Annotated in this window: 26 protein-coding genes and 3 tRNA genes; 15 read left to right on the top strand and 14 right to left on the bottom strand. The window is 55.1% G+C overall.

All coding sequences use genetic code 11. The features are described from left to right. Positions 1-6 precede the first annotated feature (6 nt). The 12 genes from GN111_RS00145 to GN111_RS00090 all read right to left on the bottom strand — a co-directional run bounded on the left by GN111_RS00145 (position 7) and on the right by GN111_RS00090 (position 11,215). Positions 7-84 (bottom strand) — tRNA-Glu (locus GN111_RS00145). A gap of 18 nt (positions 85-102) precedes the next feature. Next, positions 103-178, bottom strand: a tRNA-Lys gene (locus GN111_RS00140). Between the two features lie 160 nt (positions 179-338). Then, positions 339-1,787, bottom strand: a complete 1,449-nt coding sequence (locus tag GN111_RS00135) for a TrkH family potassium uptake protein (protein ID WP_155301809.1) — start codon at positions 1,785-1,787, stop codon at positions 339-341. Further along, positions 1,788-3,152, bottom strand: a complete 1,365-nt coding sequence (gene trkA / locus GN111_RS00130; protein WP_155301808.1) for a Trk system potassium transporter TrkA — start codon at positions 3,150-3,152, stop codon at positions 1,788-1,790. Between the two features lie 213 nt (positions 3,153-3,365). Further along, complete coding sequence (locus tag GN111_RS00125) at positions 3,366-4,103, bottom strand: energy-coupling factor transporter transmembrane component T family protein (protein WP_155301807.1); 738 nt, start codon at positions 4,101-4,103, stop codon at positions 3,366-3,368. Continuing rightward, the gene (locus GN111_RS00120) at positions 4,091-4,840 is read right to left on the bottom strand and encodes an energy-coupling factor ABC transporter ATP-binding protein (protein ID WP_155301806.1); all 750 of its coding nucleotides are present in this window, start codon (positions 4,838-4,840) and stop codon (positions 4,091-4,093) included. The genes GN111_RS00125 and GN111_RS00120 overlap by 13 nt, the downstream gene beginning before the upstream one ends. 4 nt (positions 4,841-4,844) lie before the next feature. Continuing rightward, the gene (locus GN111_RS00115; RefSeq protein WP_155301805.1) at positions 4,845-5,408 is read right to left on the bottom strand and encodes a biotin transporter BioY; all 564 of its coding nucleotides are present in this window, start codon (positions 5,406-5,408) and stop codon (positions 4,845-4,847) included. 131 nt (positions 5,409-5,539) lie between these two features. After that, on the bottom strand, positions 5,540-6,469 hold the full coding sequence (locus tag GN111_RS00110; RefSeq protein WP_155301804.1) for a biotin--[acetyl-CoA-carboxylase] ligase: 930 nt from the start codon (positions 6,467-6,469) through the stop codon (positions 5,540-5,542). An 84-nt stretch (positions 6,470-6,553) separates the two neighbouring features. Continuing rightward, the gene (locus GN111_RS00105) at positions 6,554-7,576 is read right to left on the bottom strand and encodes an NAD(P)H-dependent flavin oxidoreductase (RefSeq protein WP_155301803.1); all 1,023 of its coding nucleotides are present in this window, start codon (positions 7,574-7,576) and stop codon (positions 6,554-6,556) included. A gap of 188 nt (positions 7,577-7,764) precedes the next feature. After that, positions 7,765-8,778 (bottom strand): beta-ketoacyl-ACP synthase III, encoded by a 1,014-nt coding sequence (locus GN111_RS00100; RefSeq protein WP_155301802.1) that lies wholly within the window; start codon positions 8,776-8,778, stop codon positions 7,765-7,767. A gap of 431 nt (positions 8,779-9,209) precedes the next feature. Next, the gene (locus tag GN111_RS00095) at positions 9,210-9,587 is read right to left on the bottom strand and encodes a hypothetical protein (RefSeq protein WP_155301801.1); all 378 of its coding nucleotides are present in this window, start codon (positions 9,585-9,587) and stop codon (positions 9,210-9,212) included. A 203-nt stretch (positions 9,588-9,790) separates the two neighbouring features. Further along, entirely contained in the window at positions 9,791-11,215 is a 1,425-nt protein-coding gene (locus tag GN111_RS00090) for a UDP-N-acetylmuramate--L-alanine ligase (protein WP_155301800.1), read from the bottom strand. 209 nt (positions 11,216-11,424) lie between these two features. Here GN111_RS00090 and GN111_RS00085 point away from each other — a divergent pair, with 209 nt between their 5' ends. The 5 genes from GN111_RS00085 (at position 11,425) to GN111_RS00065 (ending at position 15,925) form a co-directional block, all read left to right on the top strand. Then, entirely contained in the window at positions 11,425-12,249 is an 825-nt protein-coding gene (locus tag GN111_RS00085; RefSeq protein ID WP_155301799.1) for an SIR2 family NAD-dependent protein deacylase, read from the top strand. Between the two features lie 149 nt (positions 12,250-12,398). After that, the gene (locus tag GN111_RS00080; RefSeq protein ID WP_155301798.1) at positions 12,399-13,904 is read left to right on the top strand and encodes a sigma-54 interaction domain-containing protein; all 1,506 of its coding nucleotides are present in this window, start codon (positions 12,399-12,401) and stop codon (positions 13,902-13,904) included. A 284-nt stretch (positions 13,905-14,188) separates the two neighbouring features. After that, on the top strand, positions 14,189-14,539 hold the full coding sequence (locus tag GN111_RS00075; RefSeq protein WP_155301797.1) for a hypothetical protein: 351 nt from the start codon (positions 14,189-14,191) through the stop codon (positions 14,537-14,539). A gap of 37 nt (positions 14,540-14,576) precedes the next feature. Continuing rightward, the gene (locus GN111_RS00070; RefSeq protein ID WP_197740472.1) at positions 14,577-15,503 is read left to right on the top strand and encodes a M23 family metallopeptidase; all 927 of its coding nucleotides are present in this window, start codon (positions 14,577-14,579) and stop codon (positions 15,501-15,503) included. A gap of 110 nt (positions 15,504-15,613) precedes the next feature. Continuing rightward, a complete protein-coding gene (locus tag GN111_RS00065) occupies positions 15,614-15,925 on the top strand; it encodes a hypothetical protein (protein WP_155301796.1) in 312 nt (103 codons plus the stop codon). 74 nt (positions 15,926-15,999) lie between these two features. Here the strand turns inward: GN111_RS00065 and hemL are convergent, their stop codons facing one another. Beyond that, a complete protein-coding gene (gene hemL / locus GN111_RS00060; RefSeq protein WP_155301795.1) occupies positions 16,000-17,283 on the bottom strand; it encodes a glutamate-1-semialdehyde 2,1-aminomutase in 1,284 nt (427 codons plus the stop codon). A 245-nt stretch (positions 17,284-17,528) separates the two neighbouring features. On the opposite strand from hemL, the gene GN111_RS00055 reads away from it, so the two are divergent. From GN111_RS00055 to GN111_RS00010, 10 genes are all read left to right on the top strand, one after another. Next, positions 17,529-18,263: an RNA 2'-phosphotransferase gene (locus GN111_RS00055; protein ID WP_155301794.1), complete on the top strand. Its 735-nt coding sequence runs from the start codon at positions 17,529-17,531 to the stop codon at positions 18,261-18,263. Positions 18,264-18,373: 110 nt separating this feature from the next. Next, positions 18,374-18,450, top strand: a tRNA-Lys gene (locus tag GN111_RS00050). Positions 18,451-18,639: 189 nt separating this feature from the next. After that, positions 18,640-19,098, top strand: a complete 459-nt coding sequence (rpsF, locus tag GN111_RS00045) for a 30S ribosomal protein S6 (RefSeq protein WP_155301793.1) — start codon at positions 18,640-18,642, stop codon at positions 19,096-19,098. Positions 19,099-19,101: 3 nt separating this feature from the next. Next, the gene (gene rpsR, locus GN111_RS00040; protein WP_155301792.1) at positions 19,102-19,365 is read left to right on the top strand and encodes a 30S ribosomal protein S18; all 264 of its coding nucleotides are present in this window, start codon (positions 19,102-19,104) and stop codon (positions 19,363-19,365) included. A 65-nt stretch (positions 19,366-19,430) separates the two neighbouring features. Next, positions 19,431-20,402 carry a YybS family protein gene (locus tag GN111_RS00035; protein WP_155301791.1) on the top strand — a complete coding sequence of 324 codons (972 nt, stop codon included), beginning with the start codon at positions 19,431-19,433 and terminating at the stop codon, positions 20,400-20,402. Between the two features lie 31 nt (positions 20,403-20,433). After that, the gene (gene rplI, locus GN111_RS00030; RefSeq protein WP_155301790.1) at positions 20,434-20,883 is read left to right on the top strand and encodes a 50S ribosomal protein L9; all 450 of its coding nucleotides are present in this window, start codon (positions 20,434-20,436) and stop codon (positions 20,881-20,883) included. A gap of 65 nt (positions 20,884-20,948) precedes the next feature. Then, entirely contained in the window at positions 20,949-22,310 is a 1,362-nt protein-coding gene (gene dnaB, locus GN111_RS00025; RefSeq protein ID WP_155301789.1) for a replicative DNA helicase, read from the top strand. After that, positions 22,307-23,956: a GTPase HflX gene (hflX, locus tag GN111_RS00020; protein WP_155301788.1), complete on the top strand. Its 1,650-nt coding sequence runs from the start codon at positions 22,307-22,309 to the stop codon at positions 23,954-23,956. Before dnaB ends, hflX begins: the two co-directional genes overlap by 4 nt. Before the next feature lie 95 nt (positions 23,957-24,051). Next, positions 24,052-24,825, top strand: a complete 774-nt coding sequence (locus tag GN111_RS00015) for an inositol monophosphatase family protein (protein ID WP_155301787.1) — start codon at positions 24,052-24,054, stop codon at positions 24,823-24,825. A 12-nt stretch (positions 24,826-24,837) separates the two neighbouring features. Continuing rightward, a complete protein-coding gene (locus GN111_RS00010; protein WP_155301786.1) occupies positions 24,838-25,029 on the top strand; it encodes a hypothetical protein in 192 nt (63 codons plus the stop codon). A gap of 117 nt (positions 25,030-25,146) precedes the next feature. Here GN111_RS00010 and dnaA read toward each other — a convergent pair whose 3' ends face one another. Next, the gene (dnaA, locus tag GN111_RS00005) at positions 25,147-26,487 is read right to left on the bottom strand and encodes a chromosomal replication initiator protein DnaA (protein WP_155301785.1); all 1,341 of its coding nucleotides are present in this window, start codon (positions 26,485-26,487) and stop codon (positions 25,147-25,149) included. Positions 26,488-26,587 lie beyond the last annotated feature (100 nt).

Raw genomic sequence — 26,587 nt, 5'->3', positions numbered from 1 at the left:
GTGAAGTGGCGTCCCCAAGGGGATTCGAACCCCTGTCGCCGGCGTGAAAGGCCGGTGTCCTGGGCCAGGCTAGACGATGGGGACGCATACTTTTCAAATTTTTGGTGGGCCGTGTTGGGCTCGAACCAACGACTCTCTGCTTAAAAGGCAGATACTCTACCGACTGAGTTAACGGCCCGAAAAGAAACAACGTATGTATACGCCAGTTCGGCCTTTGTCAACAGGAAAATGAATAAAATTTCTTTGAAATGGTGACAGTGATCCGTGAACGGTGAACGGTAAATGGTAGGGGCGACCGGCCGGTCGCCCCTACCGCCAACGAAAGGAACAAACGGCCCTTATTTCCGCCAGAATTCCGGCACCACTAGGATGATCAACGTATAAATTTCCAGCCGGCCCAGCAGCATGCACCAGGACAAAAGCCACTTGCCCCAATAGGGGATCTGGGCAAAATTTTCCACCGGCCCCACCATCCCGAAGCCTGGTCCGATATTGCCGATAGTCGCCGCTACGGCCCCAATCGCGGTGACAAAATCGACCCCGATGCCGGCCAGCAGCACCGTTGCAATCGAAAAAAGCGCCATATAAAGGGCCAGAAAGCCGAGAACGCTTCTCACTACCTCCTCGGGGACGGGCTTGCCGCCGATCTTGATGCGTGTGACGGCGCGGGGATGGATCATCGAAAAAAGTTCTTTATAGCTATACTTGAAGCAAAGCATAATGCGCAGGCACTTCATGCCTCCGCCGGTGGAACCGGCCGAGGCCCCCATGAACATGCACAAAAGCAGTATAATCTGGGACATGGCCGGCCATAATTCATAGTCGGCAGTGGCATAGCCGGTGGTGGTCACGATGCTGACCACCTGAAACGCTGCAAAACGCAGGGATTGGCCCACATCCGGTGTCACCGTGCGGTAGATGTCGAATCCCACCACAAGTGTCAGGATCAGGCACATGGCCAGGAAAAAACGGCACTCGGAGTCTTTCCACAGGGCCAGCGGCTTTCCTCTCAACAGTTGGTAATGAAGGGAGAAGTTGATGCCGGCCAGAAGCATGAAAACAATAATGACTCCGTCGATGTAGGCACTGTCGAAATGGGCCACCGAAGCGTTCTTGGTCGAAAACCCGCCGGTGGGCAAGGTGGTGAAGGCATGATTGATGGCATCGAAAAAACTCATGCCGCCGGCCACGAGCAGCAGTGTCTCGATGACGGTGAACAGAGCGTAGACCTTCCAGAGAATCATGGCCGTGTCGCGGATGCGGGGTTTGAGCTTGTCCGGCACCGGGCTGGGCACCTCGGCCTTGTAAAGCTGCATGCCGCCGACGCCCAGAAAAGGCAGGATCGCGATGGACAGTACGATGATCCCCATGCCCCCCAGCCACTGGATAAAGCTGCGCCAGACGAGCAGACCGCGGCTCAGGCCTTCGATGTCGGTCAGGATCGACGAACCGGTAGTGGTAAACCCGGATATCGACTCAAAGCAGGCATCCACAAACAAAAAGTTCGGTCCGGAGAAATAAAACGGGAGAGAACCGAACAAACCGATGGCCGTCCATCCCAGCGCGACGATGGCCATGCCCTCCCGCTGGCTGATGGTTTCGGTCTTCTCGCAGCGGAACAGCAGCACCAAGGCGGCCCCGCAAAACAGGGTAACGCCCATGGCCTCGACCATCGGCAGCAGGCTGACGTCCCCGGCAAAAAAATCGAAAAGCAAGGGAACCAGCATGGTGCCGCCAAAAAAAAGAGTCAACACCCCTACGGTGTTGAGAATATAGCGCCAGCGCATCTATACGTACTCCAGCTTTACGGCCAGCATCTTCTCCACGCCGCGAACAGCCGTGCGGGTGGCAAAAATGATGATCCGGTCGTCTGGCTCGATGACGCTGTCGCCATCGGGGATGATAATCGTCTCCCCACGGATAATGCCCGCCACCATGGCACCTTTGGGAAAAGAAATCTTTTTCAACGGCTTGGAAACGATATCCGAAGTGGGCAGGGCCAGGGCCTCCATCACCTCTCCGGCTTCTCCCTTGATGGAGATGGCTGAAAGCACTTTGCCCCTGCGGATATGCTGCAGAATGGAATTGATGGCTGACAGACGCGGGCTGACCACCTGTTCGATGCCGATGGTGGACATCAGCGGGAAATAACTGAACTTGTCGATCTGGGTGATGGTCTTGGCCGCGCCCAGCCGTTTGGCCAGCAGGGATGCGAGAATATTGGTTTCCTCGTCACCGGTCAAGGTCACGACCAGATCCATATCCGGAATGTTCTCCTCGATCAACAGGCTCTGGTCGGAACCGTCCCCCCGCAGCACGACGGTTCGGTCCAGCCTCTCGGCCAGCAAATCGCATCGTTCGGGTCGTTTTTCGATCAGCTTACAGGCCAGCGACTTTTCTTCCAGCCGTCGGGCCAGCCGGTAGCCGATGCGCCCGCCGCCGACGATCAACACCCTTTTGACCGGTGTGACCTGCTTATCGAAAATCGCAAGCTGAGAGACCAGGTTTCTTTCCTCACAGATAAAGTAAATCAGATCGCCGGCACGCAAATGGTTCCTGCCCGTGGGAACGATCAGTTGGTCGTCGCGCACCACGGCGGCGATCAACGGCCGGTCTTCCTGAAGGACATTTCCCAGGTCGGCCAAACGCACACCGTCCAGTCGCGAGCCGGCTTCCAGATGGATGCCGACGAATTTGATGCGCCCGTCGGCAAAGTCTCCCACGTCCACCGCACCCGGAACATTCATCAATCGTTCGATGGTCCGAACCACCTCGATGTCTGGGTTGATGACGGTGTCGATATGCGGTGCATTGGTTTTGAACGACTCATGGTAATGTTCGAAATCGGCTCCCCGCAGACGGGCCAGTTTCTTGGTTGCGGGCGCCAGGGTGTCTGCCACCAGGCAGGCAACAAGGTTTACCTCATCGGAATCGGTGACGGCCAGCATTATCTCCGCCTCACGAATGCCCGCAGAATCGAGGATGGAGGGGCTGCTTCCCGAACCGACGACCGTCTGAACATCGACACTGTCCGTAAGCCGCTGCAGCGCTTCGGCACTGCAATCGACCACCACCACGTCCTTGCTCTCCAGCGCCAGTCGGCTGGCGATGTGAAATCCTACCTCGCCGGCACCGATGATAACGATTTTCACCGCAGTTCTCCTCCACGATCAAAGGTGGTATTTGTCTTTAAATCAGACAGATTAGTTATTTGTGGATAAATGTAAAGCAGTAAACCGGCCATTGCCCCACCCTATTTTGCAGCTATGCCTACCATTGACGTCAACGGGTGTCAAATGCGGAAACATCGCCGCCGAACATCGGTTGTGAGGGTGTGGGGAGGTTTCAACGAATAGGCGGGCCGGTCAGGAAATCAATGCGGTCAAAGCGACGATGACCGCGGCAACCACGGCCAGCAGATCCATTAATGTAAAATATAGTTCGGGAAGGGTCCGGTTCTCGCTATAGCAGCGGGCCTGCATGGCGGCGACAAGCTCGTCGGCACAGGTAAATACCCGCCGGAACAGCGGGATGCCAAAGCGCTTTAAACGAAGCATCGGGTTCTTGCACCGATCGGCACACCGGGCCCGCTGCGCGTCGGATATCTCTGCAGCCTGAAACAAAATTTGGGGCAGAAACCGCACAACCAGTCCCACCATGGTGGCGGCCATCTTTTCGTCGATCAGGGGCACCGGCTTTAAGAACCATACCAGGGCGGCGCGAATATGGGCCGTACGTGTGGTGGCCATGACAAGCAGGCCCATCATCACCACCAGCAACAGGCGCCAGCAGATCTTCAGGGCCTCTGCGGCCGGATCCATGGCGAAGACAGGCGTCCAACCGTCGAAGGATACGGTCCGCAGGCAGAAAAGGAGTGCCAGAAAAAAAAGGAAATAGCGAATTTCCCGAACCAACCGACCGAAAGGAATGCGGGCGGTGGCAAAGCAAAAAAGCAACGTGGTGCTAAGTATCGATAGAAAGAAAAAATCACCCCATGGACTGATCGCGCCAAAGACAATCAGCAGGGTCTGTTTGGTACGCGGGTCCAGCCGGTGGAGAAGGGATCGGCCGGGCGTAAAGCCGATGGCGGCTATCTCGCCCATGGCAGAATTCCGCGGCCCAGTTGCACGGAACAGGGCGGCCGTATGCCGAAGCGCTCGATCCCGGCGATCACTTTTTGCGGAACACCGTCTTCGACCACCCGACCGGCGGCCATGACCACCAGGCGCTGGGCGTGGGCCACCACCTTTTCAAGATCGTGGGTCGTGATAATCACGGTATGGCCGTTTCGATGCAACTCGAGAATCTGGTCGAGCACCCGGCAGGTTGCCGGATAATCGAGGTTGGAAAACGGCTCGTCCATGAGCAGCACGCCGGGTTCCATGGCCAGGACACCGGCAATGGCCAGACGGCGCTTTTCTCCACCGGAAAGATAGTGGGGTCTTTTGTCCTCCTGCCCGGCAAGACCCACAACGGCAAGGGCGCGCCCCACTCGGCGGTCGATCTGCGGCCTGGTCAGTCCCAGGTTTTCAGGACCGAAAGCGACATCGTCGTAAACCGTCTCGCCCACGATCTGGCTGTCGGCATCCTGAAACACCATCCCGACCTTCTGGCGGGCTTTCGAAAGATCTTTTTGCACAGCTAGGCCGTCTACGGTAACCGATCCGGAACCGGGCAGCAGCAAGCCGTTGAAATGTCGCAGCAGGGTGGTTTTCCCGGAACCGTTGGCACCGGCGATCACCGTGAATTCTCCATCTTCGAAACAAAGGGTGACGTCGTCCAGTGCCAGGGTGCCGTCGGCAAACCGATGGCACAATTTTTTCGTTTCAATGATCGCCATGGGATCAGCCGACAGTTCCGGCGGGGCGAAGCGAACCGTCAATCATGGGCCGCAGGGCGCGGGCAATGGGAACGGCCGCCGCAATCTTTATGGCGTCGCCGATCAGAAACGGCAGCATCCCCACGGCAAAGGACTTGGTAAAGCTCATTCCCGTAATCGCCTTGAGCCAGGTGACACCGAATGCATAGACGACCAGTGTGCCGGCGATCATCGCCATCACATCGACGACCGCCCTTCCCCGTCCGCGTTCGGAGATAATCCCGATGAGGAAGGCCGCGGCGGCGAAGCCAAACAGGTAGCCGCCCGTGGGCCCCACGAATTTGCCGATGCCGCCTGCCCCGCCTGCAAAAACGGGCAGTCCCACGGCGCCGGCCAGCAGGTAGACGCCCATGCTGATCAAGGCCCAGCGGCCGCCCAGAAGCAGGCCGGCCAGCATGACGAACAGGTTCTGAAGGACAATGGGCACCGGCCCCACGGGAATGGCAATATAGGCGCCGGCAGCGGTCAGTGCGGCCATCAGCGCCGCGTAGACCATGTGTTTGAGTTGTTGGGGGTTGGTTGGGTTCATTGGGTTTATCGGGTTTGTTGGGTTCTTTGGGTTCGTTGAGTTTATTGAGTTATCCGGAGGCAGGGGCGATCGGCCGGTCGCCCGTTCATTCGCCTTTCACCGTTCACTGTTCACGGATCACCGATCTCCGATCACGGTCCATGAAAACAATCTCCGTGGACAGCGGTTTGCCGCGTTCCATCCGCCAACTGCAGGATCAGGCCCCCATGTGCGTCCAGATCAACGGCCAGACCTTCGACGGTTTCTTTAACGGTGGCAACGCGAACCCGTTTTCCCAGGGTCACATTGTGCGATTTCCACTGCTGGATCACGGCAGCAGGATCGAAGTTCTTCATCCGTTTTTCAAAAGCGTCCAGGAAAGCGACCAGAATTTCCCGGCGGGGAACGGGTCGGCCCAACAGGGATTTTAAAGAAACGGCGCCGGCTTCCACCGATTCCGGCTGGTTGTTGACATTGAGCCCCATCCCGAGGTTCAGGTAATCCACCTGATCTCCCTCGGCCTCCATCTGGGATAAAATGCCGCAAATCTTCTTTTCGTTGACCAGGATATCGTTGGGCCACTTCAGGCCGGCTGCCACCGCGTATCCGGAACTCAGGATATCGGCCACGTCGATGGCGGCGGCCAGGTTCACCAGACCGGAAAACATCAGCGGGATACCCGGACGGACTACGACAGTAAAATAGAGGCCGCCTGCGTCCGAAGACCATACCCGCTGCATGCGGCCCCGACCCCGGGTTTGGCGCAGGGCCACGGCCACCGTAAAATCTGGGCAGCCGTCCCGCGCCAGACGCATGGCCTCGTCCATGGTGGACCCGGTTTCCGGGAAAAAATGAATCCGATCCTGTCGGGAAGCGAAATGGTAAGGGTGCAGGCTGTCGGGATCACTGGCCAGGCGATAGCCCCTGGCAGAGGATTGGATGGGAATACCTTGTTGGACGAGCCCCTTGATGTGCTTCCAGATGGAAACCCGGCTGACGCCCAGTTCGGCGCTCAGGGTTTCTCCGGAAACCACACCGCCGTCATGATCAAGAATTCGGATAATTTTCTGTTTGGGGCTCATCTGGTTAACCTTTTAAACAGATCTTGGTTAACCAGATTCCGGGCGGTATGTCAACGCCAAATTGGGCGCAGGACACGACTCAGATTAATTACATGTATCGGTAAAGCGTTTAGCCAGCCGCTGCATCTCTTTTTCGGCATCGTCGATCAATTCCTCGAAAATCCCCTGCAGCGGCAGAATCTTGTCCGCCAAGCCCACGCTCTGGCCGGCCATGAGGGATCCGTTTTTCATGTCTCCATCGACAACGGCATTTTTCAGGGCGCCCATCCAGAAGCGCTCCACTTCGTACTGGGCCTCGGTGCGATCAATGGCGCTGTCGTCCAGTTTCCGCAGCAGATCCAACTGCAGCCGGCCGAATTCGCTGGTGCCCACATTTTTCAATGCCCGTACGGGGATCACGGGAAGACGGCTGTCGAACTGCGGCGTGGCCACGGCGTCGCGGGCCTTGGCCTTTCTGAAGGTTTCCTTGAATTTGGGATGCACGGCGCACTCTTCGGACATGACAAAACGGGTGCCCATCTGGATGCCGGCAGCCCCCATCATCAGCAGGTGGGCCATCATCCGACCGGTGGCGATGCCGCCGGCCACAAAAATGGGCACCGTGTCCACGTTAAACAGAATCTGCTGAATCAGAACCGTCAGGGAGACCGGACCGATATGGCCGCCGGCCTCGGAACCTTCCAAAATCAGGGCATCGGTGCCCATTTTGATCAATTTCAGGGCCAACTGTTCGGTGGGGGCGAAGCAGATCACACTCGCTCCACTGTCCTTGGCGCGCTGGATTTCATTTTCACGGGGAATGGACCCTGCAAAAACAATGACCCGGCAGCCCATTTCGCAGACCATATCCAGTTGCTCCTGATAAGCCGGCGCAATGGTGATCAGATTGACGCCGAAAGGTTTGTCGGTAAGCGACCGGGTTTCTTCGATCTGTTCCCGCAGTATTTCGACGGGCGCATTGCCGCCGGCCAGAAGACCGAATCCGCCGCAGCGGGCCATGTGGCTCACCAGTTTGGGGTCGCTCACCCAGGTCATGGCACCGCACATAATGGGCGTTTCGCACCCCAGAAACTGCCTTCCTTTTTCAAAAAATCGATCCAGGAGCATGGTTTTTCTCCATCACTTTTTTTGTTCATTCATCGCGCCAATCGTGTCTGCATCCAAATGGTAGATTTCGGCTCAGGGCAAGGCCGCAGCGAGGTCGAATCCGCAGGCGTAGCAGCGCTACGTTGAGGATTTCGGCCGAGTGAGAACGCCGGCCTGGGCCGAAAGATGCCGTTTGGGTGCGGACACGATTACCAGCGCATGAGTATGGCTCCATAGGTAAGCCCAGCCCCGAAAGAGTCCAGCAGAATCAATTGGCCTTTTTCGATCCTGCCGTCGCGCACCGCCTGGTCCAGGGCAGTGGGAATGGTGGCCGCCGAGGTATTGCCGTACAGATCCACGTTGACCACCACCTTTTCCATGGGGCACCGAAGACGCTTGGCGACCGCCTCGATAATCCGGTAGTTGGCCTGGTGGGGAATGAACCAATCCACATCGTCGATGCAGAACCCATTGCTCTCCAGCGCCCGGTTGGCGAATTCGGCCAGGGTCCGAACGGCCACCTTGAAGATCTCTTTGCCGTACATGCGCATCTTGTGAAGGTTCTTGGAAAAGCGTCCCGGAGTCACCTCCATGCGCGATCCTCCGGCGGGGATGTAGAGCAGTTCCCACAAGTTGCCGTCCGAAAGCAGATGGCTGGAAAGGATGCGGGCCGGTGCATCGGGTTCGGTACGCTCGACTACAGCCGCACCGGCGCCGTCACCGAAAAGGATGCAAGATCCACGATCCTTCCAGTTGATGAAGGGGTTGAGTACCTCGGCACCCACCACCAGTGCCGTTTTTGTATGGCCGGTTTGGATGAATTTCTCTGCCGTTGCAAGGCCGTACACAAACCCTGAGCAGGCAGCATTGACGTCCATGGCCCAAGCCTGGGGGGCACCGATTTTATGCTGTAGCCAGCAGGCGGTCGAAGGAATCAGCGTATCCGGCGTACAGGTGGCATAGAGGATCTGATCGATCTGTTCAGGGGTTCGTCCGGCCATGTCAAGGGCCTTTCTGGCGGCCGCCACGCCGAGGGAAGAATTGTGCTCCTCGCCGTTTTCCAGGTCGGAAAACCGGCGCTCGCGGATCCCGGTGCGTTCACGGATCCACTGATCGTTGGTGGTGATGTTGTCCTTTTCCAACCGCTGGACAATGTCTTTATTGGTCACCCGGTTGCGAGGAAAAGAGCAACCGGTTCCGGTAATTGTTGCGGCGTAAGGCATGATCCGAATCCGATCCGTTGGGTCGTGGTTGGCCAGGATTCAGGGGCAATTGACTTCCTGAATGCCCGGATATACTACTAATTCTTTCTCAATTGCTTGTTTTTTCTTATTTTTTTATAGCTTCAAAAAAACAAGACAAGTAATTGAACAGCGTGGTCTTGTCAACGGTTTTTATGGGAGAGCGATGGTCACGTTATAGCTTTTGTATTTGGAAAAGGATGTCTTATACAGAAAAATCCTTTCGTTTTAATTATATTTTTAATAGATTAAGATGGCCATGGCCACCATCGACAGAAAGGGCAGAAAGGGATCTTCAAAAGATGCGTGAACGCTGTTAATCTATATTACTGACATTAACGACAGAAAAACTAGTTATTCAGAGGAAGTCCGAGGCAAATTGCATCGGGCAAGACTGTTGTTGGTGGGCGTAATTACTCTTCTTTTTCCATATCGTCGTCAGCGATGCGGATCACGGGTTTCCATGTCGGGGTATGGGTGACATCGTCGAGAATATCCCTGCGCACAAACGAAAGGTACTGCGCCATATTCTTATTTTCCCAGTTATCGGACCACCCTTTGCCATCACCGATTAAAATGGCCTCGATCATCAGCTTGTCGGACTTCTCGGAAACCTGGTCGGGATCGATCTTGGCAGCCGCGTAGGCCCTTTCAAGCCGCAGTTCCAGTGATGCCAGCAAATTCTCCACCAATTTTCCAGTAGACAGCCCCATGTGCTTGGCCCTTTGCTTCAGCTTCGTATACGCCGCCGCACTCATGGGAAATTGAACCGGTTTGATATCGTCCTTCATTTATCGATTTACCTTGTCTTATTTTTTGACCGGCGGTCTTCAAATCAACGAAATGCTGCCCGGGGCCGACCCGAGTCAACATTTTAATAATATTGGACGATACAAAAATCAATCATAAAATTTAAAAATTGGTCTAATAATTAAAAAAAATAACCCGCCCCATTGTTGTACGATCCGATGCGACCGTTTCGCCCCTTTTTTCGTTACAACGCTTCCAGCAGCCTTTCATGGATATTGTCGAATCCCCCGTTGGACATGATCAGGATCACATCGCCGCGGGTCGATGAAGCCGCCAAGTCGTATATAATACCCTCGGTATCCTCGAAATGGACGGCATCCTTTCCCCTTTTCTTCAGGTCTTCGACAAGTTGCCGGCTGGAAAGACGCTCACCTTCGGGAACTTTACCGAGCATCGACGGCTTGCGGATGCAGATACGATCCGCCGGATCGAAAACAAAAGCGTATTCCTGCTGAAAGACCTTGCGCATGCTGGAATGGGTTCGCGGTTCGAAAACTGCGATCAGCCGATTTTTTGAGAAATGCTCTCGGATCGCACCGAGGGTCTCCCGGACAGCGGTGGGATGATGGGCGAAATCGTCGATAACAATGATGCCGCTCTTTTCTCCCAGAATCTCCTGGCGGCGCTTCACACCGGCAAAGCGTTCCAGGGCTTCGGCGATAACGTGCGGCGGCACTTCCAGACGATCGGCCATTGCGATGGCTGCAAGGATATTCTTAAGATTGTGACGACCGATCATGCGGGTCCGAAATATACCGAAATCGCAGCCGTCCCGGATGACCCGAAACCGGGTGTCGGGTGGATCGACAACAATGTCTTCCAGCCGCCAGTTGGAGTCCGGCAGCGTCCCGTAGGACCGGCAGGCGCACCGTGCCGATCCGATCATATCTGCGACATTGGGATCGTCGTCGATATGGACCAGAAGCGATCGGGGTTCTATAGCGGTTACGAATTTTCCGAAAGCGCTTCGAACATGGTCCAGGTCCCGGTAAATATCGGCATGATCGAACTCCACACTGGTCAAAACAGCTGCATCCGGGCTATAATGCAAGAACTTGGGACCCTTGTCGAAAAAGGCGGTATCGTACTCGTCCGCCTCTAAAACGATGCAATCTCCGTCTCCGGTGCGGTAGTTGCTGCTGAAATTGGACACGATGCCGCCGATAATGAAGGATGGATCTCGCTTGGCGTAAAAGAGAAGCCAGGCCAGCAGGGACGACGTCGTGGTCTTGCCATGGGTGCCGGCCACCAAAAGCTGCCGCTTGCCGGCGGCGGCAAAGCGATTGACGGCCTGGGGCATGGAGCAGTAGGCCAGTCCCATCTGACCGGTCGCCTGCACTTCGGCATTATTCCGCGAAACGGCGTTGCCGATCACCACCAAATCCGGTCGGTGCGACAGGTGCGCGGCATCGAAGCCGGACATGACAGAAATGCCCTTTTCCGCCAGAAACCGACTCATGGGCGGGTAGACTTTGGCGTCCGAACCGGTGATCGCAAACCCCTGGTCCTTGAGCATACAGGCCAGCGCACCCATGGCCGTTCCACAAACCGCGATGAGATGAATCGTTTTCACCGTTTGCGGGATACGGTTGTGTTCCGGATGAATCATGGCACCTACCTTTTTAAAAATCGTTAAAGATTGATAGTTTCGCAAGAAGTCGAATTTTGCCCATTGATGTTATCCCCGCGGAAGCGGGAAGGACATGTCTGGTGACTTTTTACGAAACTTTCAAGGTTAAATCGGCCGGCTGTTAAGACCTGACTGCTTGTAGACGATTTGCCTTCGAATCACAAGCCGTTACCCAAGGGAGCATAACCATGAGCATGTCAGAAGCGACAACACTACTGGCCGAAACGGTCCGCGGTAAGGGCGGGATAACCGTTCTCACCGGTGCGGGCATATCGGCGGAAAGCGGAATCCCCACATTCAGGGGACCAGAGGGATTCTGGACCGTGGGATCCCGGGAGTATCACCCCCAGGAAATGGCAACCTTCAACATGTTCAGCAAAGATCCGGAAAGCGTTTGGGTGTGGTACCTGTACCGCATGGGCTTGTGCCGGCAGGCGCAGCCCAACGCAGGCCACCTGGCTTTGGCTTCTATGGAAAGCTGCCTTGGAGACCGGTTTACCCTGATCACCCAGAACGTGGACAACCTTCACATCCGGGCGGGCAGCAGCCTCGATCGGACCTATCAGATCCACGGCAACATTTTTTATACCCGATGCGCTTCGTCCTGTAGGGACACCATCCTCCCGCTTCCGGACGCCCTGTCCTCCAAAAATAAAGGCGGATCGCTCACCGATAAAGAAAGAGAACTGCTCGTGTGCCCGGCCTGTGGCGGTTGGCTTCGCCCACATGTTCTCTGGTTCGACGAAACCTACGACGAACCCCATTACCGCTTCAACAGCGCCCTGGAAACCGCCCAGCGCACCCGGCTGCTGATTACCGTGGGCACGACGGGTGCTACAACGCTGCCCAACCACATTGTGAACCTGGTTTACCGCAACGGCGGTCTAATGATCGACATCAATGTGGCCGATAACCCTTTTGCACGGGTGGCCAAACAATCGGAGCGCGGCATCTTTATCCAGCGTGCCGGCGGCGAAGCCCTGGCCCAACTGGCTGGCGCCATTGATGATTAAAAGTCCAATCTTTAATGATATCGATTATTTGATTTGACACCAGATGGCGGCATGAGCTAATATAGTTAAAATTAATATAACTTGCCGCCGGGCAGCGACCTGCATGCCCCTCCAAAGGCCGACTTTTACCTAAAAACCAATATTAAGCTATGAAAACGGATACTTGTGAAGAAAACGTCCCTATCGGTCAGTTGAAAGCCATTTCTTCCTGGGTTTCCAGCGTGCAGGATTTGGACAAATTGCTCCAATTGATCATCGAATCGGCCACGGGTGTCGTCCAGGCGGAAGCCGCGTCCCTGCTCTTGCTGGACCCCAAGATCAACGCGCTGTATTTTAAAGTGGCAACCGGCGCCAAGGGAGACGAGGTTAAGGACTTCACCGTAAAAGTGGGGCAAGGAATCGCCGGCCATGTTGCCCAGACCGGCCAGCCGCTGTTGATTGCCGATGCCAAGAAGGACAGCCGCTGGATGCGGGAAATAAGTGATCGCATCGACTACGAAACCCGCTCCATGGCGTGCGTGCCCCTCTTGATCAACCAAAAAGTCATCGGTGTCATCCAGGTCATCAACAAAAAAGACAACACCCAATTCACCCCGGCGGACATGGATGTCCTCGAGGAATTCTCCGGGCTTGCCGCTCTGGCCATTGGCAGCGCCCGAAGTCTCGAACAGGTTCGCCAGGAGAATCAGGACCTGAAAAAAGAATTGGGGGAAAAACACCAGATCATCGGCAAAAGTATGACCCTCCAGAAAGTGCTCGAAGATGCCCAGAAGCTTTCCCGCTCCAAAACCACCGCCCTGATCCAAGGGGAAAGCGGCACCGGAAAAGAGCTGGTGGCCCGGTTGATCCATCGGGAAAGTCCTCGAAAAGAAAAGCCGCTGGTGGTGCTCAACTGCGCCGCCCTGCCCGAGACCCTGCTTGAATCTGAACTTTTCGGGTATGAAAAGGGTGCTTTTACCGGGGCAACTGGCCGCAAAATGGGAAAATTCGAAGCCGCCCACGAGGGTACCCTCTTTCTCGATGAAATTGGCGAAATGGCCCCGGGCATCCAGGCAAAACTGCTGCGCGTGCTGCAGGAAGGGGTTTTTTACCGTGTCGGAGGCAACACCCCCATCACCGTGGATGTACGGGTGCTCTCGGCAACCAACAAGAACCTTAAGAAAGAGGTCGAAGAGGGAAAGTTCCGCGAAGACCTGTACTACCGGTTAAACGTGGTCCAACTCAGCATCCCGCCGCTGCGCGAACGCTTGGAAGACGTCTCTTTTTTGGCCGAGCATTTTCTTGACGTATTTAAAAGGGAAACCGGCCTGTCCGGGCTGACCATATCCGAAGCAGCCATGGAAAAAATGGCCATGTATAATTGGCCCGGCAACATTCGGGAACTGCGCAACGCTATCGAACGCGCCGTGGTCATGGGCAACGGGAAAACGATCATGCCGGAAGACTTGCCCATCGCAGCGTCCCTGCCCAAGTTCGCCGGCTTGAAAGTGGGGCTCACCCTCGACGAAGCCCTCAACGAGTTCAAAAAAGAATTCATCCTGATCAACTTGAAGCATACCGGCGGCAATCGCAGCAAGGCCGCTAAAATAATGGATATTCAAAGAACCTACCTCTCCCGGTTGATCACCCGCTACGAAATCCGCGATCTTGCCTGATTCTTTTTCTGTACGGTTCCTGACTCTTTTTTTGCACATTAATTCAAGACTTTCCAAAAAATTGCCGATAAGATAGCAGACCACTTTGCCGGCGTGCAATTTTAAGTCATCTGTTTTGTCGCAAAACGGCTAAGAATTGCGGTTGGATTTTTTCCATCCAACCGGCGCAGGCGACGGACCGTTAATCCAACAATTCGCAGAAAAAAAGTGGCACCATATTTGCTGCATAAATTTAAAAAAACGATTTGCCTTTGAGCAGACCATTGAACGCCGGAGGAATTGACATGACTGCCATTGAAATGAACGCCACTACCGTCAAGAAAATTAATCAATCCATGCAATCCGGAGGCTTTTACAGCGTCGAATTTGCGATAGACGACCCACATCCGCTGTACCAATTCAAAATCTGGCGCAACGAATCTCGCTCCATGTTCTTCGTCGTCAAGGAAAATTCCGCCGTTTTGCCCAAACTCAAGGCAGGCAGCGTATTGAACATGACCTACTACAGCAGCGACACCCAGTGCCCGAAAACACAGATTGAAACACGAATCGGAAGCATCAACAACGCCCATCGTGGACGCTTCGAAGGGCACTGCACCGTGGATCTGCTTCCGGTCGACACTGCAACCCATTAACAAGAAACCTTTTTCGGACAGACAAACGATTGTGAAGATGAAAAAGAAACTAACCCTATTGATATTCGATGCTGCCGGCACCCCCGTCCGACAGACCCGTGTTCCCCGAATGCTGATCCCAATGGCTGCCTTCGCCTTTCTGGCCGTGGCTGTAGCCTTTTATCTGGGCGTTTCGGACTACCTTCGTTTGAGAAACGAATCCAAAAATCTCGCGAGCCTCCGATTGGCCCTGCAGGCGCAGGAAGAACGCATCGCTCACCAGCAGGATCAGATCGTTTCCTTTTCGAACAAAATCGATTCAATGAAAACCCAGTTGGCCAATCTGCACAATTTCGAACAGAAAATTCGGATCATCGCCAACCTGGAAACCGACAACGGGGCTACAGGCCTGTTCGGCGTTGGCGGTTCCGAACCGGAAGACATGGACCCAACGGAAATGATGGCTCAGGACTATCAGGAACTGGTCAGGGATATGCACGTGGAGATCAATGAGATCGACCAGGCCTCCCATACCCAGGAGTCCTCTTTCTCTTCTCTTTTCAGCCAGTTAGAGGGAAAACGGAACCTGTTGGCCGCCACTCCGTCCATCCGCCCCGTAACGGGTTGGGTATCGTCGCGTTTCGGTCGCCGGGAATCGCCGTTCACCGGCCGCCGGGAGTTCCACCGCGGTCTTGACATCGCCAACCGAGCCGGCACGCCGATCATCGCTCCGGCCGACGGCATCGTTACCTATGCCGCCAGAAAAGGACTGATGGGCAATATGGTAGCCATCGATCACGGGTTCGGCATGGTGACCCGATATGGACATCTCAAGAAATTCCTCAAGAAAAAAGGAGAACGCGTTAAACGGGGAGAAACCATCGCACTCATGGGCAACACCGGTCGAAGCACCGGCCCGCATTTGCACTACGAGGTCCGCTTGAACGGTGTCGCCGTCAATCCCATGAATTATTTCCTGAATTGATAGCGGGGTACCGGTTGCACAAAAACAGACAAGCGTGTTGATCGACGGATACAAAAAAAGACGCAGGAAGGCCCGCACCAAGCTGTGGTAAAAGAGAAGGCGCAAAAAAAATGAAAAAAACGGTTTTCTTGATGGTTCCGGTACTGGCGATCCTGCTGTCCGGATGCATCGGTTCAACCGGAAGCCTTTTTAGAGCAGGGGGCGGCAGTTATTCATTAATCAGCGGCACCCCCCCCATACCGCATAGTGGCGAAGACGCACCTGGTCTGCGCCTGTTCATTTCTCCACGCTCGGCCCTCAACATCGACGTGGAATGCATTCTCGACTATGTACAGGGCGACTCCCCGTTCAGCCCGGAAGAGAGAACCTGTGATAGCATGATGCCCCTTTCCCCGTGGATCCGCCTGGACTTTTCCTATTGACCAGCCCTTAAGATCTCAAACCTTCCCCTGACCGCATAAAAGACGGACAGGGGATTTTTGTTTGGGCAACCGGATTACAATTGGCCGAAAACCCGGTCGGCTGCCGAAAGGGTCGAATCGATAGCGGCGTCATCGTGGGCCGCGGAAATAAAGAACGCTTCAAACTGCGACGGCGCCAGAAAAATGCCGTTTTCCAGCATCCCCTTATAATAAAGGGAAAACCGTTCCAGGTTCGATGTCTTGGCATCCGCAAAGTTGTTGACCGGACCGTCGGTGAAGAACATGCCCATCATGGCGCCTACGCGATTGCAGCACACGGGAATATCGTACTTTTTCGCCAAATCCCGCAGCCCGACGATCAAACGTTCGGCCTTTGCCTCCAGATTTTCATAAAAACCGGGAGCCTGCAGCAGTTTCAGGGTCGCAATTCCGGCGGCCATGGCCAGCGGATTGCCGGAAAGAGTGCCGGCCTGGTAGACCGGCCCCTGGGGAGCAATGTGAGCCATGATGTCTTTGCGCCCGCCGTACGCCCCCACAGGAAGCCCCCCCCCGATAATCTTGCCGAAACAGGAAAGGTCGGGGGTAATCCCGTAGCGTTGCTGCGCCCCTCCGAAGGCCACCCGGAAGCCGGTCATCACCTCATCGAAAATGAGAAGGGCGCCACTTTTTGCGGTGGCTTCGCGAAGGGCTTCGAGAAACCCGTCGCGAGGCGGGACCAGCCCCATGTTTCCGGCCACCGGTTCCACGATGATACAGGCGATCCGATCCCCCTGTTGAGCCATCACTTTATTGACCGTATCGATATCGTTATAGGGCAAAGAAAGGGTATGGGACACGAACGCTTCCGGGACCCCGGGACTGCCGGGGATATTGAGCGTCGCGACCCCGGAGCCGGCTTCCACCAGCAGGGTGTCCGCGTGACCGTGATAGCAGCCGTCGAACTTGATGATCGTATCCCTGCCGGTAAAACCCCTTGCCAATCGGATGGCGCTCATGGTGGCTTCGGTTCCTGAGTTGACCATGCGCACCATCTCCAGGGAGTCGATCGCATCCACGACGCACTGCGCCAGTTCGATCTCCAGTTCAGTGGGCGCACCGAAGCTGGTGCCTTTTTCCATGGCAGCGGAAATGGCCGCCGTTACCGAAGGATGGCGGTGACCAACGATCATCGGTCCCCACGAACCGATGTAGTCGATAAAGGCATTGCCGTCGGCGTCGAACAGACGGCAACCCTCACCGCTTTCAATAAACAGCGGCTGGGTGCCTACGGACCGGCAGGCGCGGACCGGACTGTTCACCCCGCCGGGGATCAATTCCTGGGACCGTTTAAACAGCGCCGTGGATCTGTCTCTCTTCATCGTCAACCATCCTTTCTTCCTGTCGGAAAGCGTATTCGTCTTCGATTTTCGGTGCGGTTGGAAATTTACGCATTCTGTTTGGAATTCATTTTAAATTTGGTTATGGTTCGTTTCCATGACCGTTTCGGCCCGAATGAATCGAGGCGAAAACTACCAGACACCAACCATCGGGTCAAGACAGCGAGAAAGAAGACTCCAGCGGTTTACGGACATCAAAGCCGACAGGGATTCGATAGCCGATATTCATGAAGCACCTCCAAAAAGTAAAAAAGCTGGCCAAATTTCTCGACTACCTGCTCGGGCGGCGTCCGGACGAGTTCGGCCTTTGCCCGGACGAAGACGGCTACGTAAAAGTCAAGGATCTGATCAAGGCGCTCGGCGAGGAGGAGGGCTGGGGGTATGTCCGCCAGAGCCATCTTTGCGAGGTTACGGCAGCCCTGCCCTACCCTTCTGTCGAACTGTCCGGGAAACGGATCCGGGCCGTGGACCGCTCCAACTTAATCGTTCCGAGCTTCCCAGACAGCGTCCCCAAACTGTTGTACCATTCCATTCGGGAGCGGGCCTATCCGGTCGTTCTCGAAAAGGGCGTAAAACCGACAAGTTCAAGTCCCAAAATCCTACTAGCCCGGGAGCGAGCCATGGCCGAGCGACTGGGCCGCCGAATGGATGCTTCGCCGGTCATTCTGACGGTAAACACGGACCAACTGGCCCGTCTGGGTGCCACACTGAATGTTTTCGGCAGCGTTTTGTTTTTGGTGGACGGACTGCCGGTGGGCAGCTTCAGCGGACCGCCGCTGCCGAAAAAATCCCCGGAAACCAAAGTTGCGGAAAATTCCAGGCCGCCAGCAGCGCCGAAAACTCCGGGGAGCTACCTGATGGATCTTTCCAGCGAGCCGGGACGGAAAAACAAGCCCGTGAAGAAAGACCGGAAACGCAAGAATGAATGGAAGCGGGAACGCAAACGAAGAAGCAGACCCTGACCCCCACAATGCCAGGGGGAAACCGTCCCGCGTATTTTTGGGCTCTAAAAAAGGCATTGACAACCAGCAAACCGACTGTTAAGAGACGCTTTTGTTTCATCAGCACACAGGGGCCGTTAGCTCAACTAGGCAGAGCACCTGACTCTTAATCAGTAGGTTGAAGGTTCGATTCCTTCACGGCCCACCAACGAATTTGCCAAGGGACGGCAGCGCCGCCCCTTTTTTTATGGTTCTCCGATAAAAAGCGGCTTGTAATTGACCATTGACAGTTTTTTCATCTTAATGGTATTAAAATTAGTTTTTTAACGATTCCATTGGAATCATCTTAATCCTTGCTCCGGACCGCACCGGGGCTATACAGCCAAAAGGAGGTTTTATGAGGCGGTACGAAACGATCGTGATTATCGATCCCGACCTGTCGAAGGAGACCGAAGCGCCGATCTTCGAACGGGTCAACGATCTGATCCCTCAGTACGAGGGGTTCTTGATCGAAACGGAGGACTGGGGAACCAAGAAGCTGGCCTATGAGATCAAAAAGAAAAGCCGGGGACATTACGTCAGGTTCGATTTCTGTGGCGACGGCGCCTTGATCCAGGAGATGGAGCGATTCTTCAGAATCGACGACAAGGTCATGAAATTCATGACGGTTCTGCTGGACAACGAGGCGGATCTGGATGCCATCAAGGCGGAACTGGCGGAAAAAGAGGCTGCCGAGAAGCAGTCCGCCGCTGAATCGGCCGAGCAATCCGAGCCGCCCGCGGAAACACAGGCGCCTGCCGAGGATGCAGCACCCGCCGAGAGTGATGAACCCACTGAAGAAAACAAAGAGGAGTAACCCATGGCCATCTCCAAACCCCGTCCCAGAAGAAAGAAGAGAAGAATTTTTCATCGGCGCAAAGTCTGCCGTTTTTGTGCCGACCAGAGCCTCGTCATCGACTACAAAGACCCCAAGACGTTGAAATACTTCATCACCGAACGGGGCAAAATCATACCGCGAAGGATCTCGGGTGCCTGTGCCAAACATCAGCGCGCCCTGACCCATGCAATCAAACGGGCACGGACCATTGCCCTGCTGCCCTACGTGGGGACATACGATCTGTAGCCCTTAGTATTTATAACCGGGCGGCACGATGATCGGAAGCAAACGTGCAACACCAGGAGAAACGGATGACGCCGTGGCCCATTCATAGCGGATTATCGAAAGATATTGCTACCGGCGTCACGGCGACCCTGACTATTTTCAGCCTTGCGGTCCTCATGCCGGTTGTCGGATTCCTCTTCTCCCTTTTCATTCCGCTGCCCGTTCTGTTCTACCGGGCAAAACTGGGCCGACGCCATGGTATGATCGTTCCACTGGTGTCCATTGCGGTAATGAGCCTGGTTTTCGGCGGCCTGACCATGGACATCTTCTTTTTTTTCGGATTGATGCTCCTTGGATTTGTCATGAGTGAGATGTTTGAAAAAGAAGTCTCCGTCGAGATGACCATTCTGTCCGTGTGCGGCATCGTTCTGGGCGCCGGTCTGGTCGGGATCGTGCTGTTCGGCATGGTCAACCAAACGGGATTGTACACGCTGGTTTCCACATATGTGGCCACCAACCTGAAATTGTCCCTGGAGTTGTATAAAGGGATCGGCATTCCCCAGGAAACCATCGACGCCATTACCGCGTCTTTGGACCGGATTCAATATGTGCTGATACGCATATTGCCGTCGTTGGCAGCGGCGTCGACCCTTTTCGTGGCCTGGACCAACCTGATTGCCGCCCGGGCGATCATGACCCGGCGGGGCCTGTTTTACCCGGATTTCGGCCGGCTCAATCACTGGCGCGCTCCCGACCCTCTGGTCTGGGGCGTTATCGGCTGCGGGCTGATGACCCTCGTCCCGAATATGGACATCCGGTTGATCGGAATCAACGGTTTGCTGGTGCTCCTGACGGTCTATTTCATCCAGGGCATTGGCATTGTCTCGTTCTACTTTGAGAAAAAGAAGCTGCCACGAACGATTCGTGTCGTTTTGTATACCATGATCGCTTTCCAGCAGCTCTTTTTGCTGGTCGTCATCTGCATCGGCCTTTTTGACATGTGGATCAATTTTAGAAAGCTTGACACCCATAAGCACGAACCGGACCCGCCGGCGTAATCGTCGAGACGGGCCTTTTTTGGAGGAACGCATGAAAGTCATTTTAAAGGAAACCATCAGTTCTTTGGGCATCATCGGCAGCGAAGTCAACGTGGCAGACGGATATGCCCGCAACTACCTGCTTCCCCAGGGAAAAGCGGTCCCGGCCACCCCTCAGCAGCGTAAAATTCTCGAGCAGGAGAAGGCCAAGTTTGAACTGCAGATCGCCAAGGAAAAAGAGTTTGCAAAAGAGATGGCCGCCCGCCTTGAGGCCGTTTCGGTGACCATCGCTTCCAAGGTCCATGAAGCGGACAAACTGTACGGCTCCGTGACCGTTCGGGACATCATCGACGCCCTGAAAAAAGAGGAAGTCGAGGTCGAGAAGCGAATGGTGCTGCTCACCGAACCCATCAAGACCATCGGCACATTCAAGGTTCCCGTCCGTGTTTACCAAGGTGTCGAACCTGAAATTACCGTCGAAGTGGTTCCCGAAGAAGCCTGATTCCAAACGGATCGCCGGGAGCCTTTTTAGCCTGAGGCTCCCGGCTTGTACCGGAAAAACGATTCATGCCCGACCCCCAGCATCCCCCATTGCAGGATCTTGCACTCAACAAGCTTCCACCCCAAAGCATCGAGGCGGAGGAATCGATTCTCAGCGCCATTCTGATCGACAACAGCACCCTTATCGACATCCTTGAAATTCTATCCGCGGACGATTTTTACAAAACCGCCCACAAAATCATCTTTTCCGCCATCGAGACTCTTTACGCCAAAAGCGAACCCGTCGATCTGGTCACCCTGAGCAACCGGCTCAAGGAAAAAAACGAGTTGGAAAAAATCGGCGGGTCCGCGTACCTGGCCCGGCTGGTAGATACGGTGCCCATGGCGGTCAATGCGCACCATTACGCCCGGATCATTCACGACAAAGCGATCCTGCGGTTGCTCATCGAACGGTCCAACACCATTACCCAACGCTGCTTCGAGGACCGCGGCGAAGTGGACAACGTTCTCGAATTCGCCCAGAGTGCCGTTTTCGAACTCTCCGAGGGAAAAACCAAACAGGCCTTTTTTCCCATCAGCAAAATCATCGAATCCAACATCGATGCGCTCGAAGAGAGACAGGGCAACCGTGCCTTGGTCACCGGGGTCACGACCGGATTTTCCAAACTGGACGCGTTGACCTCCGGATTTCAGAACTCCGATCTGATCATCCTGGCGGCCCGTCCGGCCATGGGTAAAACCGCTTTCGCCCTCAACATGGCCCGCAATGCCGCCATCGAAGGCAATGTACCGGTGGCCATCTTCTCCCTTGAAATGTCCAAAGAACAGCTCTCCATGCGTATGCTGTGCGCTGAAGCCCGGGTCGACTCGTCGCGGATCCGCAGCGGCTTTTTGAACAAGGAGGACTGGAACCGGATTACCGACGCCGCCGGCCGGCTCACCGAGGCTCCCATCTTCATCGACGATTCGCCGGACATCTCCACCACCTCCATCCGCACCAAATCCATGCGCATGAAAATGGACCGGGGCCTGGGGTTGATTATCGTCGATTACCTTCAGTTGATGCGGGGCAATGCCAATATCGAACGCCGGGACCTCGAAATCTCGGACATTTCCCGTTCGCTGAAAATTCTGGCCAAGGAGTTGAACATACCGGTTGTCGCCCTGTCCCAGCTCAACCGCAAGCTTGAAGAACGCAGCGACAAGCGCCCGCAGCTTTCCGATTTGCGAGAGTCCGGCGCCCTGGAACAGGACGCCGACCTGGTGGCCTTCATCTACCGCGACGAGGTCTATAATCGGGATGAGAACAACCCCAACCGCGGCACGGCGGAAATCATTCTGGCCAAGCAGCGCAACGGCCCAACGGGCATGGCCCCCCTGGCGTTTTTAAAATCCTATACCCGCTTCGAAAATCTGGCCACTGAATGAGATCCGTTTACGGCAGCAGGCTAGGACTCAAAGCCAGTCAAATCAAACGGCTGGAAAATCTGGGGCGCCGAAGGGTCCCCCCTCAGTCAATCCTCTCTTACGAAGTCTGCCGGGATATATGTACCCTCTCCATGGAAATCGGCCGTCAGATCGGCCTTCTCATCGACCGTCAGGGAAAGGTTGTTCTCGTACTTTTGGGCGAGGTGGACCGTATTCTGATTCCCGATTTGAGAGAATATCGACTGGCTCCCGACCGGCTGCGCGGTATTCGATGCGTTCACACCACCCTGACCGACACGCAACTCACCAAAGACGACCTGACGGATCTGGCGCTTTTGCGGCTGGATCTCATGGCCGTCATTACCATGACAGCCACCGGTACACCGGATCGAATCCATTGGGCGCACATTCTTCCTGGGGCCAGCGAAACCGCCCCTTACCGGATCATGCCGCCGGTTTTGCCCTTCGAACCCGAAATGGACTGCGTCGGCCTGATCCAGGCGCTGGAAGACGAACTGGCCCGCAAAAAGGAACAGGCCGCCCACCTTCCGGGAACCGAGCGTGCCCTTTTGGTCAGCGTTTTTACCGGCCCGCGGAAAATTGCTGTCCACTCGCTGGACGAACTCAAGGAACTGACCCGCACGGCCAACATCACCGTCCTGGACACCATCTTGCAACAGCGTAAAAAGCCCGATCCCCGTTTTCTCATGGGTAGCGGGAAACTGGAAGAGCTTGCCATCATGGCCCTTCACCGGGGGGCAACCATGCTCGTCTTCGATCAGGAACTCAATCCTTCCCAGATCCGATCCATTGCCGACCGGACGGAAATCAAAGTGATCGACCGGACCCAGCTGATCCTGGACATCTTCGCCCAGCGCGCCCGGAGCCGTGAAGGCAAACTGCAGGTGGAACTGGCGCAGTTGAAATACCTTCTGCCCCGACTGGTGACCAAGGACACCGCCATGTCTCGACTCACCGGCGGCATCGGCGGTCGCGGTCCGGGTGAAACCCGGCTTGAAATCAACCGCAGAAGGGCCAGGGACCGCATACGGCATCTGGAACGGGCAGTGGCCACCGTCCAGAAAAATCGCAGCCAGCAGAGAAGGCGGCGCAGCAAAAAAGGCCTTCCCATCATCTCCATCATCGGCTACACAAATGCGGGCAAATCGACCCTGCTCAACCAGTTGACCCAGAGCCGGGTTCTGGCGGAAGATAAATTGTTCGCCACCTTGGATCCTTCCAGCCGGCGGTTGCGGTTTCCCAGGGATATTGAAGTGATCGTCACCGACACCGTGGGGTTTATCCGTGATCTGCCCAAGGAGTTGATGGCCGCCTTTAAAGCCACCCTGGAAGAACTTGAAAATGCCGACCTGCTGCTGCACGTCATCGACATCAGCAATCCGCGCCACCCGGATCAGATCCGCTCCGTGGAAACTATCCTCGCTGAGTTGGACCTGAATCGCATAGCCGTTATTCGGGTGCTCAACAAAATCGACCGGGTTGATCGTGAACAGTGTCGGGAGTTGACCCGACGTTTGGGCGGCATTGCGGTCAGCGCTTTGGACCGCTCGACGTTGAAACCGTTAACGGAAACCATGCAGGCCACGGTGGAAGGGTTCGGTTGGAAGGAGACAGTATCGGATTAGGGGATTGGGCAAACATCGATGATCGATTTCGATGGACGCGTACGGATACAATTCGGTTGACATGTCCGCCAATAAGCTTATAGATGTAATCTCTTATGGACATGCAACGGATCAAACGGGTGGGGGTCGCCTCCGCCGTCAACGGCGCCAAAGAGCTGAGGGAGCATTTCGGAAAACTGCGCTCCGTCCGCAAAAAAGAGGCCATCGATCTGGTTACCGATGCGGATCTTCGATCCGAGGCGGCCATCATCGAAACCATCGCCCGAGCATTTCCAGAGCATGCCATTCTTGCCGAAGAAAGCGGAATCCGGGAAGGCAGCGACAGACGCTGGATTATCGACCCGCTGGACGGCACCACCAATTTTGTTCACAATCTGCCCTTGTTTTGCGTCTCCATCGCTTTTGCGGTGGCCGATGAGGTTTTGGCCGGATTCGTGCTGGCGCCCCTGACAGGAGAGTTGTTCGTTGGTCTGAAAGGCGAAGGCGCACAACTGAACGGGACACCGATCACGGTTTCGGATAAGGCTGTATTGACCGACAGTCTGCTTGTTACCGGCTTTCCTTATGACCATCAGACCCTGTTCGAGACTTTGATGGCCCGTTTTGGCCGCTGCCTGGCCGCCTCTCAGGGAGTCAGGCGGTTGGGCTCCGCGGCACTGGACCTTTGCTATGTGGCCTGCGGGCGTTTTGAGGGATTCTGGGAGCAACACCTGAAGCCCTGGGATACAGCCGCCGGATTTATCATCGCCTCGGAAGCCGGAGCCCGCACCACGGTTTTCTCGGGCGCCCCTTATTGCATCGACGATGATGAAATAGCATGCACCAATGATCGTATTCATGACGATCTTCTAAAACTACTTGAGTTATAGGACCTGATGACGATGGATCGGGAAATGGAATTCTCGCTGGACAACTACTTGGGTTGTTTCGGAAGATACCGGAGCAACGATCCCATATGCTTAAAAAGATGCGCGCTGAACCTGCGTTGCGCTATTGAAAAGGATCAGAACGAACGCTACGAAATTTTGGAAGAACTGGTTTCGGCCAGCGGAATGGTCGTAAAAATGAATTAGGAAAATAAAGAGAGAAATCGCGCCCACTGCCCATCGAGAGGCCCGCCCTGCCCAACCGCCTTTTTCAAACTTCTCGGATTTACGAATACCTGCCGTAACGGCTATTTATATAATCCGTCAATGTTTTCCCTTCTCCAGTCGTTCGGACAGGAAAGCAACGTGTTTTTGAACGGGACCGTTCTCTTTGATCCCCTTCTCAACCATTTTCAGGGCGTGCAAGGTGGTTGCGTGATAGCGGTTGAAGCTTTTTCCGATGGTTTGCAGGGAATGCTCAGTGTATTCCCGGGAGAGATACATGGCCACCTGGCGCGGTCGGACAATGGCCTGACGCCGTGACCGGGACACCAAGTCCGTCAAGGTGACATTGTAGTACTTGCATACCAGTCGCTTAATGGAGTCAAGGGTAATTCCCTCCCGCGAGGCCACAATGTTCTTGACAACCCTGCGCGCCAGGTCAAGGTCCACTTCAGACCCCAACAGTGAGGCCTGGGCGGTGACACCGATCAGCCCGCTTTTCAGTTGCCGCACATCGTCGGTCAGCTCGGACGCCAAGTATTGGACAACCTGATCGGGAACACTGTACCCACCGGACCGGACCGTGCGTTCGAGAATTCGAACCCGCGTCTTGTAATCCGGCGATTCAATTTTGGAAATCAATCCGCAGCAAAGCCGCGATCTGAGTTTTTCATCGAGTTTGGGAATGTCCGACGGCAGGTAGGAACTGGAGTAGATGATTTTTTTGTTGGCGTTCATCAACGACTCCAGGGTGTTGGACAACTCCTGCTGGGTGCCGTTTTTGCCGCTTAAAAATTGTACGTCCTCCAGCAAAAGTACGTCGCAGTTCCTGCGATATTTCTCTTTGAAACGGTGAAGACTGCTGTTTCGATAGGAATCGGTCATCTCGTTCATAAAGTCTTCGGCCGTGATATAGCAGACCCGCTCATCTGGGAACGTCTGGAGAATATGATGCCCAACGGCTTGTGACAGGTGGCTTTTGCCCAGGCCGGTTTTCGAAAGCAGGTAAAGAGCGTTCTGGGTGCCCCGATTGCGGGCCGCAAGGGACAGGGCCGCCGAATATGCAAAATCGCTGTTTTTGCCGACGACAAACTGATCGAAGGTAAAATCTTTTCTCAAAAACCGTCCGCCGGTGTAGGCCGTATCCATCTCCGGCAGTTTCATCTGTCGGTCGGCAAAGGTTGGCCGGCGATCTTCTTTGGGGTCGGAACGAACCACCAGGCGAACCTTAAGGGTTTTGCCGGCCGCATGGGAAACGGCGTTCTCGATCAATCTGCCATAATGATCGACAACGCGCTTTTTCGAAAACAAATTCGGACAGGATAAAACGATTTCACCCTCTTCGTATTGGCATGGTGTAATGGGCTCAATCCACATGCGGTAACTGTGACCGGGAATTTTTTCCTTGAGCAGGGATTTGACTGTCGTCCAGATCTGTTCCATTTAAAAAATAAATTACCTTCAGCGCATTACGTTATTTGGTACGCCTTTAAAAAAAACCACGTCGATTGGCACGAAATATGTAATTTTGAGTAATTATCTG

This window comes from Desulfosarcina widdelii (genome assembly GCF_009688965.1).
GTDB lineage: Bacteria > Desulfobacterota > Desulfobacteria > Desulfobacterales > Desulfosarcinaceae > Desulfosarcina > Desulfosarcina widdelii.
The sequence above is the reverse complement of the archived record's forward strand: the minus strand, read 5'-3'. Positions and strand labels throughout refer to the sequence as shown.